Raw genomic sequence first — 11,751 nt, forward strand, 5'->3', positions numbered from 1 at the left:
CAGGTCTGGGGGCGGGCCGGACGGTCGCCCGGCCCGTCGAGGTGGATCAGAGGGTGGTGGCGAGCACCTGCGTGGAGCCGTCGGGCAGGGCGGCGAGCGCCACCCGCTGGGCCATGAAGCACGGTTCGCCGTCGTGGCCCGGCGTCAGCTGGAAGGGCGTCCAGCTGCCGTTGGTGAGCCGGTCCCGGGAGTACGCCCGGTTGTCGTCGCCGATCGCCAGGACCTGGGACGTCCCGTTCGGCAGGCCCGCGATGGCCACTCCGAAGGCGTGCATGTTCGCCGTCCCGATGCCGTCCAGCGGCGCAAAACCGGCCCAACTGGCGCTGGTAAGGCGGGTGTTGTGGTAGACGTTGCCGTCGCTGCCGATCACCGCCACCTGCGAGGTGCCGTCCGGCATGCCGGCGATGGCCACCTTGCTCGCCTGCATGGTCGGGGTGCCGACGCCGTTGAGCGGCGCGAAGCCCGTCCAACTCCCGCTCGTCAGACGGGTCTCGTGGTAGACGTTGCCGTCCGCGCCGACCACCGCCACCTGCGCGGTGCCGTCGGGCATCCCGGCGATCGCCACCTCGCGGGCCTGCATGGTCGGGACGCCGACGCCGTTGAGCGGCGCGAAGCCGGTCCAACTCCCGTTCGTCAGACGGATCTGGTGGTAGACGTTGCCGTCCGCGCCGATCGCCACCACCTGCGAGGTGCCGTCCGGCATCCCGGCGATGGCCGCCTTGCTCGCCTGCATGGTCGGGGTGCCGACGCCGTTGAGCGGCGCGAAGCCGGTCCAGCTCCGGTTCGTCAGGCGGATCTCGTGGTAGACGTTGCCGTCGGTGCCGATGCCCACCACCTGCGCGGTGCCGTCGGGCATCCCGGTGATGGCCGCCTCGCGGGCCTGCATGGTCGGGGTGCCGACGCCGTTCAGCGGCGCGAAGCCGTCCCAACTCCCGTTCGCCGCACGGATGTCGTGGAACAACTGGCCGGCCGGGACGACCGGGTCCTGGGCCACCTGGACGTCCAGGTAGTCGCCGTCGATCTGCAGCGAGTAGCCGCCGTAGCTCTCGGTGACGTTGCCCGAGTACTGGTGCACCCGCTGGTGGCCGGACCAGTACGAGGCGGGCAGCGCCGGGTCGTCGGTGTCGGCGGGCCGCCCCCAGCGGGCGAAGAACACCACGTCGGGCATCGTCCAGGAGGAGGCGTGGTTGGCCAGGTCGGCGATGCCGCTGTCGGAGCTGCTGTAGATGGCGGAGCGGTAGCCGCGGGCGTGCAGCCGCTCGGTCCAGGCCGACTCGAAGGCCAGCACCTTGCTGCTGTAGGTCGAGGAGTAGGCCTCCATGTCGTAGTAGAGGACGCTGCCCGGGCTCAGCCCGAGGGCGGACGCGTTGTTGATCGCGTCGTCGGCGGCGGCCGCGCCCTGGGCGGCCGGGGAGGTGATGTCGCCGGCCTGCGGGCCGACGTACAGCGGCATGAAGTGCCAGCCCGCGGCGGCCTGTTGGCTCACCCAGCCGGCGGTCAGGTTGGGCTGGGCGCAGGCCCGCTTGGCGCCGCCGATGTAGATGCCGACGGCGCGGTACGGCGAGTTGGCCATCCAGGCCGACATCAGGGAGCTGCTGGGGGCGGCGCAGGCGTCGAAGCCCTTGCCGGTCCAGTTGGTGGCGGTCGCGGGGACGGCCGAGGCCGTGAGCGCCCGGGCGCCGGGGGTGGTCCGGGCGGGTGCCGTGTCGGGGATCGCGGTGCCCTTCAGGATGCCGGTGACCAGCGCCCGGTCGGTGTCGTAGCCGGCGGTGATCCGCACCGTCCCGTCGGCGGCGTCGATCTGCCGGCCGGTGTCGTTGACGGTGGTGCCGACCGGTTCGCCGTCGGCGGGCTGCACCAGCAGCGCCTCGGTGCGGCCGACCAGGTGGGTCGGGCAGTTCTGGTCGGTGCCGGGCGTGCCGAGGTACAGGGCGTGCTGGTCGAAGCGGATGCAGGTGTCGGGGGCGGCGGACAGGTCGATCACCGGCCAGTCGGCGGGGACGGTGAACGTCCGGCCCAGGTAGTCGACGTCCTTGGTGGCGGCCTTGCTCCCGCCCGCCGCGAACGCGGGGGCGGCGGAGAGGACGGTGGCGGCGAGGGACGCGGTGGCGACGGCGGTGGCCAGGGCCCGGCGGTGCGGCTTCACGGGGACAGCTCCTTCTCGATTTCGGCGTGGCGGTGCCGACCCGCCGACGGCGTGAACTGCCGTGCGGGTGCTGATCGGTATGGGCTACGGGTGGGTGGTGGAGGGGGAGGGGGCGGCGGTCAGTGCGCCGCGCGGACCGGCTTGAAGTCGCCGTGGCCGGCGAAGTACGGGTAGGGGATGGTGCGGTGCTGCACACCGGCCGAGGTGAACTCGTAGCCCAGGTAGGAGGTGTGCGCGTCGTCCGCCCAGTGGTCGAAGACCACCGCGTGGCCGAAGCCCGACGGGTTCACCAGGCCGTCGCCGGGGGCGAGTTCGTCACGGCTCGCGAGCGGCGCCACCGATCCGGTGGAGAGCAGCTCGGCCGGTTCCATCGACTCGGTCAGACGCCAGGCCATCGCCGCGTAGCCGCCCGCGTCGGTCCGGTACCCGCCGAAGCTGCCCGTCGGGGAGCAGGCGAGGCCCGCGTCGACCCAGCCCTGCGCCCGCACCAGCGGGTCGGACGACTCCGGGGCGAAGTTCCCGAACACTCCGATCCGCGGCATCGCGCCGGACGGGTGGCAGCTGTCGTTGCTGTCGGCGTGGGCCGGGGTCGCGGCCAGCAGGACCGCCGACACCCCCGCGGTGAGCAGCGCGGCAACGGTACGGCGGGCAGTGAGCGAACGACGCATGGCAATCTCCCTGGCTCTTCCGGTCGGCCGGCCGCCCCCCGATGAGGCAAAGCCGCTCATTCCTGACTTTCCGTCAGCTGGCTTCACCTGCCGACATGAAAGAGCTTGGGCCACACGCATAATCCGCCGATAACATCGACCTAACGCGTCCCAGGGGGCCGTTGCAGGTGCGACCGACACGGGGGTTACGGCCATGCGGTTCGGATTGCTCGGCAGTCTCCAGGCCCATGACGGCGTTCGGGACTGCCCCGTGCGCGGCCCCAAGGCTCGCACCCTGCTGGCGGTGCTGCTGATCCACGCCAACCAGCCGGTCTCGTTGGACCGGCTGATCGACGCGCTGTGGGGCGAGGAGGCCCCCAGCACCGCCGAGGCCTCGCTGCGCAACCTGGTCGCCCGGCTGCGCAGGTCGCTCGGCGACGAGAGCGGCGAGCGGCTGCGCGCCGCCCCCTCCGGGTACCGACTCCTGGTCGCCGACGAGGAGTTGGACAGTCGCCGGTTCGAGCTGGCGGTCCAGCGGGCCCGCGCCGCGCACGAGGCCGCCGACTGGCCCCGGGTGCTCGCCGAGACCGCCGCCGCCCTGGAGCTGTGGCGCGGCGAACCGCTCGCCGACCTGCCGGACGGCGCCGACCTCCAGGCCCGCCGCGACCAGTGGCGGGAACACCGGCTGCAGGCCCTGGAGTGGCGCTTCGACGCGGAACTGCGGCAGGGCCGCCCGCACGGACTGGTCGCCGAACTCACCCGCCTGGCCGGCGAACACCCCTTGCGCGAGGCCTTCCACGGGCAGCTGATGCTCGCCCTGCACGGCTCCGGGCAGCGCGCCCAGGCCCTCACCGTCCACCAGCGGCTGCGCCGCGCCCTGGTCGACGAGCTCGGCATCGAACCGGGGCCCGCCGTGCGTGCCGTGCACGCCCGGATTCTCGCCGACCAGCCCGAACCCGCCCCCGCGCCCCGGGCCGCCCGTCCGATCCCCGCCCAACTCCCCACCGCGCCCGCGCACTTCGTCGGGCGCGCCGAACAGCTCGACACCCTGCGGCGGGCCCTGCTGGCCGGCACCGACCGCCCCGGCCTGGCCGTGCTCAGCGGCATGGCCGGCGTCGGCAAGTCCGCGCTCGCCGTGCACTGCGCCGACACGCTGCGCGGCCGCTTCCCGGACGGCCAGCTCTTCCTCAACCTGCGCGGCGCGACCGCCGGCCTGACCCCGCTCGGCCCGCACCAGGCCCTCACCGCCCTGCTGCGCGGCGTCGGCACCAACCCCGCCGACGTCCCCGACGGGGTCGACGACGCCGCCGCCCTGCTGCGCAGCACCCTGAGCGGCACCCGCACGCTGCTGCTGCTGGACGACGCCGCCGACCTCGCCCAGATCCGCCCGCTGCTGCCGTCCGGCCCCGGCTGCGGCGTGCTGGTCACCAGCCGGACGCCGATGCTGGCCCTGGACGGCGCGGTCCACCTCCGCCTGGGCACCCTGACCACCGACGAGTCCATCGCGCTGGTCGAACTCGCCGCCGGCCGGGCCGGCAGCGGGCTCCGGCTGGCCGGCATCGAACACACCCATCTGGCCCGGCTGGTGGAGCTGTGCGGCCGGCTCCCGCTCGCCCTGCGGATCGTCGCCGCCCGGCTGGCCGCCCGCACCGCCCCGTCCGTCCGCAACCTGGTGGGCCGCCTGGAGGACGACGAGGACCGCCTCGACGAGCTGGAACTCGACGACCTGAGCGTCCGCCAGTCGCTCGCCCTGGCCCACGAGGCGCTGCGCGGCTCCGCGCGCCGCCTGGACCGCCGGGCCGCCGACGCCCTGGTCGCCGTCGGCGCCCTGGACCTGCCCGAGTACTCCCCCGGGCTGCTCTCCGGCGTGCTCCGGATCAGCCCGTCGCAGGCCGGCGCCGCCCTCGACCGGCTGGCCGACGTCGCCCTGGTCGACGAGCTCGGCGGCGGCCGGTTCGCCCCGCACGACCTGGTCCGGGACTTCGCCCGCGAGCTCACCGAGGACCCGGCCGCCCGCACCCGCGCCGTCGCCGACGCCCTGCACTGGTACCTCGACGCCGCGGCCGGCACCGCGCGCGTCCTCGACCCGGCGCTGCATGGCGAGCGCGGGCTGCCGGTCGGCAGCGACGCCGCCGACCGGGACCAGGAGAGCGCGTTCGCGTTCGGCGACGGCGAGTACACCAACCTCACCGTGCTGGTCGAGCGGCTGGCCGACGAGCAGTGGGCCGCCCCCGTGCTGCTGGATCTGGTCCAGGCCCTGCTCCCCTACCTGCGCGCCCGCGGCCGCACCCCGGAACTGGTGCACCTGAACGAGATCGCGCTCCGGGTCGCCCGACGCGAGGAGCGGACCGCCGCCGAGGGCCTCGCGCTGGTCGACCTGGCCAGCGCGCACTTCGACACCGGCCGCTTCGCCGACGCCCTCGACCTGGTCGACCGGTCCATCCCGCTCTGGCGACGCACCGGCAACCGGCACCGCCTCCAGGTCGCCCTGAACAATCGCGGCATGCTGCTCCAGGTCCTCGACCGCCCCCGGGAGGCGGTCCTCACCCTGCACGAGGCACTCGACCTCGCCGTCAAACAGGACGACCCGCTCAACGAGGCCCGGGCGCTGTCCGCCCTGGGCAACCTGCTGGAACCCGAGGACCCCGAGCTGGCCATCCCGCTGCACACCCGCAGCATCGACGCCGCCCTGCGCCTGCCCGACCCGGTGCCGATGCAGATGGCGGGCCGCTGCAACATCGGCAACGCCCACCTGCGGCTCGGCCGGCCCGCCGAGGCCCTCGGCCACTTCCGCGCCGCACTCGACCTCGCCGAGACCGCCCCGTGGGCCACCAAGCGCGAGTGCCGCCTCCGCGAGATCGAATCCCTCCGCCGGCTGCGCCGCCTCGACGAGGCGGCCGCACTCGGCCGCCGCCTCCTCGACCTCACCACCGACCTCGACGACACCTACGGCACCGGCCTGGCCGAGCACGCCTACGGCCGCGTCCTGCACGACCAGGGCCGCACCGCCCAGGCGCTCGCCCACTGGCACGACGCGCTGGCCCACCTCGACACCGCCGACACCCCGGTGGTGGCCGAGCTGCACGCCCTGATCGCCGCCACCGACGCCGCCGCCGGGGCCGCCTGACGCCCTGCCTGCCCTCGCGCCCGTGGACGCGGGCTACGGAGTGGGGGCCGGCGGGACGGGGGCGGAGGCGTGGGTGTCGAAGTCGATGACGACGGGCTTCGGTTCGGAGGCGACGGCGGCCTGGACGCGGAACATGGTGCCGTCCGGGTCGATCCAGTAGCGGACGCTGTCGGAGGTGTCGGAGGTGCCGCGCGCGTTGGGCCCGGTCATGACGTCGGTGCGGTGGCCGTTCAGGTCGGCCCGGGAGAGCCAGCGCGCGCCGTTCTGCGTCAGCAGCAGGGCGTTCTCCGGCCGGTCGCTGCCCAGTCCGAGGGCGATGGACAGCGCGGCGTCCAGGGTGTTGCCGGTGGACCGGAGCGGGCGGGCGGACCAGCCGGACGCGGGCGGGGCCGGCGGCGCGGTCGCCGGGGCCTCGGCCGTCGGGAGGACCCGCACGGTGGTGGGCGTCCACTGGATCAGCCCGTCGCTCGACGCGTCGCGCCCACTGCCGTGCACCGTCCCGTAGCCGGTCTTCGTCCGGTAGTCGACGGAGGCGGTGACGACGAGTTCGCCACCGGTGCCCGGCACGGTGATCGTCACCGCCCGGCCGCCGGCCTCGTAGTTGCGGAACCGGGTGAGCGCGAGGCGCCCGGCCTCGTCCGAGGTCAGCGCCCGCGGGCCGGCGGCGCCGTCCTCGCCGCCGACGAGCAGCAGCGCGGCCGTCGCGGCGATCGCGAGGCCCAGCAGGGCCGCCACCGCCCGGCGCACCCGGGGTGTCGCCCGCCGGGCCCACCCGCGCCGGGCCGCCGGGGAGTCCTGTCCGCTTCCGATGCTCCGCACGCGGCGGGATGCTAACAGGCCCCCGACCCGGCCCACCAGGTCGGCCGGAGGCTGCGGAACGGATTCCTCCGAATACGGCCGACAAGGCGTCAACTTGTGGAAGGATCAGGCCACTTGTGGAAATTTGCCTGGACTCGCGGAAGACACGAGGGAGCGCGATGTCGTTGTCCAAACTGGCGCGGCTGGGGCTGTCGGGCCTCTTACTGGCGAGCGGGGCCACCGGCGCGGTGGTGGCGGGTGCGGGGCAGGCCGGCGCGGCGGGCCCCGACGGCACGTTGACGGTGCAGGTGCTGCGGGACTTCTTCGGCACCGGCGTGGTCAACAGCACGATGGACGTGCCGCAGCAGGGCATGAAGGTCGCGGTCACCGACCCGGCCGGGCACCGGGTGAGCGGCACGACCGACGCCACGGGCAAGGTGGTCGTACCGCCGTCGACCGAACTGACGGGCGGCCGGTACCGGGTGGACGTCTCGGTGCCGGAGCCGTTCAGCGGCTACCTGCGGGCGGCGCCCGCGTCGACGGCGGCGAACCACTTCGACAGCTTCACGTCGTTCGTGGACGTCTCCGGCGGCAGGAACGCCTCGGTGATCACGGGCGTCTGGGACGCGGCGGACTACGCGCTGCCGGACACCCGGTACTTCGTGCCGATCCAGAGCGGCGCCGGCGCGACGGACGAGCGGGCGCTGGTGGCGTTCCCGACCGACGCCCGCGGCACCTGCCCGGCGGACCTCGCCTGCCCGACCGTGCTGGCCACCCAGGCCCAGGTGGGCACCACCTCGGCGCTGGCCTACGACACGGACCGCAGGCGGCTGTTCCTCGGGGCGTTCGCCCGGCGGTTCACCCTGTACGGCCCGGAAGGCGGCGACGCGATCTACACCGTGCCGGCCGACGGCAAGGGCGCCCCCACGCTGTTCGCGAAGGTCCCCGGCGCGACGAAGACGGCGCACGACGGCTCGAACATGCTCAAGGACGCCGGGTTCACCAACGCCCCCGGCAAGGAGAGCATCGGCGGCCTGGCCCTGTCCGAGGACGGCTCGACGCTGTACGCGGTGAACATGCTCACCCGCAGCCTGGTCGGCTTCGACGCGACCGGCACCACGGCCGGCAAGCCCGGGACGACGGTGGCGATCCCCGACCCGGGCTGCGCCTCGCCCGACGACTGGCGCCCGGCCGGCCTCGCCGTCCACGACAACACGCTGTACGTCGGCGGCGTCTGCTCCGCCGAGAGCACCCAGAAGCGCGCCGACCTGAAAGCCGTGGTCTACCGCTACGACGGCACCCGGTTCACCGAGGTCCTGACGCACGGGCTGGCCTACGAGCGCGGCGACGTGTGGCCGGGCGCGAACGGACTCGACCGGAACAACCACTGGAACCCGTGGAACACCGACCTGGCGAGCTGGGACGACCGCAATCTGCGCGGCGTCCTGATCGACCCGCAGCCGGAGCTGGCCAGCATGGCCTTCGCCCGCGACGGCTCGATGATCCTCGGCTTCCGCGACCGCTTCATGGACGCGGCGGGCGGCGGACTGGACCCGAGGCCGGGCAACGACGCCAAGGTGCAGGGCATGGCGGGCGGCGACATCACCATGGCCTGCGCGGCGCCCGGCGGCGGGTACGCGTGGGAGGGCACCGGCACCTGCGCCAACCACGCGACGCCCGCCACCGACGGCGGCCAGCCGGCCGGCGTCGTCGAGTACTTCGCGGGCGACTTCCTCGCCGCCCGCGAGCCGAACAACCCGCTGCACCAGGAGACTTCGCTGGGTTCGGTCGCCTACATCCCGCAGCAGCAGTGGGTGATCAGCACCGAGTTCGACCCGGTGTACGCCTGGAGCACCTCCGGCACGGGCTACCACCACGTCGCCACCGGCGCGGGCCCCGGCAACAACGGCGCGGCCAACGGCTACCAGTTCGTCAACGCCAACGGGTTCGGCAAGGCCGGCGGCCTCGGCGACATCGCGTACGCCGCCGCGAACGCGCCGATCCAGATCGGCAACGTGGTCTGGTTCGACGGCGACCACAACGGCGTCCAGGACCCGGGCCAGGTGCTGCTGCCGGGCGCGACCGTCAACCTGCTGGACGCCGAGGGCAAGAAGGTCGCGACGACCAGGACCGACGCGAACGGCGAGTACTACTTCGGCGGGGTCGGCGCGGCCTACGAGCTGACGCGGGGCGCGAAGTACACCGTGCAGTTCGACGTGTGCACCGCGGACACCGCCAACGTCCCCGGCCGACCGGCCGCCACCGAGCTGGAGTTCACGCTTCCGACGGTTGGCGAGGACCGGGTGCACGACTCGAACGTGGTCCCGCCGACACAGGGGCCGCTGTGCAACGGGTACGCGCCCGTGACGGCACCCGCCCACGCGGGCGAGGTCGACCACACGATCGACGCCGGCGTGTACCTCCCACCGCCGCCGTCACCGTCCCCCTCACCCTCCCCGAGCCCCAGCCCTTCGGCCTCCCCCTCGCCGACCCCGAGCCCGTCGAGCACCACCTCGCGGGCACCCTCCGCACCCTCCGGTTCGCTCGCCCAGACCGGCAGTTCGGACCTCGGCCTGCTCCTCTCCATCGGCGCCGGACTCCTCGGCGCGGGCGCAGTCATGACGTTCGTGACCCGCAGGCGCCGCACCGGCCACCACTGACCGACCCGCCCCAAAAACCATCGAGGGCCGGCTCTCTCCAAGAGCCGGCCCTCGACTTCCCTGCCGAGCAGGTGAGTTGCGGAGCCCCCTGTCGGGTTCGAACCGACGACCCCCGCTTTACAAGTTCAGCCACCAGTTCGGTCAGCCTGCCTCGGCCTCGGCGGGCAGAAGCCAGTCGATCCGCCAGCGGCATCCCGTGCTCGTAGGTGTTCAAGCACGTTGATGTCAACCGGTGATGTCACAGCATCAGTGATTGCTGCTGGTGAAGCCCATCGTGGTGGCGTCCTCAAAACCGTGCTCAGCAGCCACCGCAGGTCTCTGCGCGACCCACCCGGAGACGCGCGGTCCGCCATTCACCGCCCCGCCTTCACGAACGGTGCGGACGTGCGTGAACCCGTGATCGACGTAGTACTGCTGAAGGCGCTCGTTCGTTGTCCAGGCGTCCAACCGCAGCCACTTCGCACCCTCGCCGGCCGCGCGGGTACCCGCCCAGTTCAGCAACCGCCCGCCGAGGTCACGGCCCGCGTAGGCTCGCGAGACGGTCAACTTGTTGACGTAGCGCGCGGGTTCGCTGAGCTCGCCTGATGTCCAGAGACCATCCTCAGCATCCGGTGTGAGCGTGATGGTGCCCACGATCTCCGGGCCGTCCCACAGCATGAAGACGGTGCCGGCCTCGATCGTGGCCAGCAGTTTGTCGGCCGGATAGGGGCGACTCCACTGGTCGCTGCCCCGTGCGCGCAACCAACTGGCCGCCTCCGTCCGGAACGCGAGAAGCTGGCTGAGGTCCGCTACCGTTGCTGGCTTGATGATCACGCCTCGGCCTCCCTCGCTACAAGGTTGCCGATCTCGTAGTTCATGTGGTTGAGATCGCCTCGGAACGTCGTGATGGTGCATCGGATCGGCTTCTCCAGCGAGTAGCCGGTCCGCACCCACACCAGCACCGGCACACCGGCTCCCACCTGAAGGAGCCGCGCTTCGTCCGGCGTGGGCATCCGGGTGGAGATGTCGTCGAAGTAGCCGACCTGCTCCACTTCGAGCCCGGCCAGATATCGAGTGGTCCCCTCCTCAATGTCGCCCGGTTCGGCCAGCCGCGGCGCCCTCTCGACCAACCACATCGGATAGCTCGTGGCCTGGGTGGACCACGGCACGCCGTCAACGTAGCGGTGGCAGAACCGCAGGACGGTCGTCGCGCCCTCGGCCACTCGAAGCTGCTCCGCGACTACCGCAGATGCCGGCTGCATCTCGACACGGAACTCCTGGTGAGGACGCCGGCCAGCGTGCGTCACATCGGTGTTGTAGGCGTCGCCGTTCTGAGGGAACGTGAGGTTCTCGAAGCGCGACGCGTTCAGGCTGAACACCTCGTGCGAGCGGACCTCGTAGCCGAGCCCCTGGCTGGCCGAGATCAAGCCCTGTGCCACGAGGACATTCAGGCCCGCGCGCACCGTGTTCCTGGAGGCGTCGAACCGATCACACAGGTCGCGCTCGGAGGGCAGTCGCGCCCCGGGCGGGAACGTCTTTCCGGGGCCGATCTCGATCCGGAGCGCGTCTGCGACTCGGCGGTACAGCGGCTGGCTACTCATACCTCTCATAATGCCCCACTGGGTCAACTGGTTCCTACATGTTGAACCAATGGGCTTGACGATCGCTCTGCGTGAGTGCAGCATCATGTTCAGCAGCTTGTACCTACCAGTTGAGCCAGTGGCTCAAGAGGGACAAGATGCCGTTGATGGCTCATGCCTGATACGCGCTTGACCTGCGTAAACGTGCCCGGAGGGGCGGGGTGACAGCCCCCCGAAGGAAGCGAGCGCTCCTTGAGAACTCAAAAGTGTGCTGATCAACGGACGGCCCGTAGTGGGCCCCTTCGGGGTGAGGGTGCAACTCCCTCCCCGTCCCCTGATGGCCCGGCGCACATGCCGGTGCTGTCTCTCGTCGGGCCCGTGGGTGGGCTGGCGCGCCTTCCTTGGCCGGTCGCGCGCCAGCCCCTACGGGCCTGTTCACCTGACTGAGAGGGAGAGACCCGTGAGGTCGATTGTTGCAGGGCAGGTTGCCGCGGACTCGGAGGAGTTCGCGGAGTTGGCGCTGGGCGTGGACTCGGAATTGTTCGCCGGCGTGCCGGGCGAGTCGGCGCTGGAGTACCGAGCCCGGATGGACGTGGCGCTGGCGGTGCTGGCGGAGCTGGACCGGGAGGACCCGGAGCTGGCCGCCTACGCCGAGCGGCTGCTGGACCGGGCGCCGGTTCCGATGGGGGCGGCCCGCAGGCTGCCGGCCGTCGGCGCGCGCATCGGGCTGGCGGTGGCGGCGTGAGCGGCTTCGGTCCGGTGCTCATGGGCGCTCACGACGCGCTCGCGGAGCGCTCACCGCGTCCGGGGCGGT

The 11,751-nt window shown here is 72.8% G+C and carries 8 protein-coding genes; 3 read left to right on the forward strand and 5 right to left on the reverse strand.

The genetic code is table 11. From position 1 onward, the window contains the following. Positions 1-46: 46 nt before the first annotated feature. Together ACWEMJ_RS14545 and ACWEMJ_RS14550 are read right to left on the reverse strand one after the other, a co-directional pair. Complete coding sequence (locus tag ACWEMJ_RS14545; RefSeq protein ID WP_452137364.1) at positions 47-2,146, reverse strand: glycoside hydrolase domain-containing protein; 2,100 nt, start codon at positions 2,144-2,146, stop codon at positions 47-49. 119 nt (positions 2,147-2,265) lie between these two features. Beyond that, positions 2,266-2,814 carry a hypothetical protein gene (locus ACWEMJ_RS14550; protein ID WP_452137365.1) on the reverse strand — a complete coding sequence of 183 codons (549 nt, stop codon included), beginning with the start codon at positions 2,812-2,814 and terminating at the stop codon, positions 2,266-2,268. Between the two features lie 250 nt (positions 2,815-3,064). Between ACWEMJ_RS14550 and ACWEMJ_RS14555 the strand changes: the two genes are divergently transcribed. Continuing rightward, complete coding sequence (locus ACWEMJ_RS14555; protein ID WP_452137366.1) at positions 3,065-5,920, forward strand: BTAD domain-containing putative transcriptional regulator; 2,856 nt, start codon at positions 3,065-3,067, stop codon at positions 5,918-5,920. A gap of 33 nt (positions 5,921-5,953) precedes the next feature. On the opposite strand, the gene ACWEMJ_RS14560 is transcribed toward ACWEMJ_RS14555, so the two are convergent. Then, positions 5,954-6,631: a hypothetical protein gene (locus tag ACWEMJ_RS14560; protein WP_452137393.1), complete on the reverse strand. Its 678-nt coding sequence runs from the start codon at positions 6,629-6,631 to the stop codon at positions 5,954-5,956. A gap of 266 nt (positions 6,632-6,897) precedes the next feature. On the opposite strand from ACWEMJ_RS14560, the gene ACWEMJ_RS14565 reads away from it, so the two are divergent. After that, on the forward strand, positions 6,898-9,378 hold the full coding sequence (locus tag ACWEMJ_RS14565; protein WP_452137367.1) for an SdrD B-like domain-containing protein: 2,481 nt from the start codon (positions 6,898-6,900) through the stop codon (positions 9,376-9,378). 246 nt (positions 9,379-9,624) lie between these two features. On the opposite strand, the gene ACWEMJ_RS14570 is transcribed toward ACWEMJ_RS14565, so the two are convergent. Together ACWEMJ_RS14570 and ACWEMJ_RS14575 are read right to left on the reverse strand one after the other, a co-directional pair. After that, positions 9,625-10,191: a GNAT family N-acetyltransferase gene (locus ACWEMJ_RS14570; RefSeq protein ID WP_452137368.1), complete on the reverse strand. Its 567-nt coding sequence runs from the start codon at positions 10,189-10,191 to the stop codon at positions 9,625-9,627. Continuing rightward, entirely contained in the window at positions 10,188-10,958 is a 771-nt protein-coding gene (locus ACWEMJ_RS14575; RefSeq protein WP_452137369.1) for a GntR family transcriptional regulator, read from the reverse strand. Before ACWEMJ_RS14575 ends, ACWEMJ_RS14570 begins: the two co-directional genes overlap by 4 nt. Before the next feature lie 439 nt (positions 10,959-11,397). Here ACWEMJ_RS14575 and ACWEMJ_RS14580 point away from each other — a divergent pair, with 439 nt between their 5' ends. Next, entirely contained in the window at positions 11,398-11,682 is a 285-nt protein-coding gene (locus ACWEMJ_RS14580; RefSeq protein WP_452137370.1) for a hypothetical protein, read from the forward strand. Positions 11,683-11,751: the final 69 nt, after the last annotated feature.

This window comes from Kitasatospora sp. NPDC004531, assembly GCF_053602195.1.

What these genes read in the sequence shown, in the direction of transcription:
- ACWEMJ_RS14550 (WP_452137365.1), bottom strand. Translation starts at nt 2,814, where the DNA reads ATGCGTCGTTCGCTCACTGCCCGCCGTACCGTTGCCGCGCTGCTCACC.
- ACWEMJ_RS14575 (WP_452137369.1), bottom strand. Translation starts at nt 10,958, where the DNA reads ATGAGTAGCCAGCCGCTGTACCGCCGAGTCGCAGACGCGCTCCGGATC.
- ACWEMJ_RS14565 (WP_452137367.1), top strand. Translation starts at nt 6,898, where the DNA reads ATGTCGTTGTCCAAACTGGCGCGGCTGGGGCTGTCGGGCCTCTTACTG.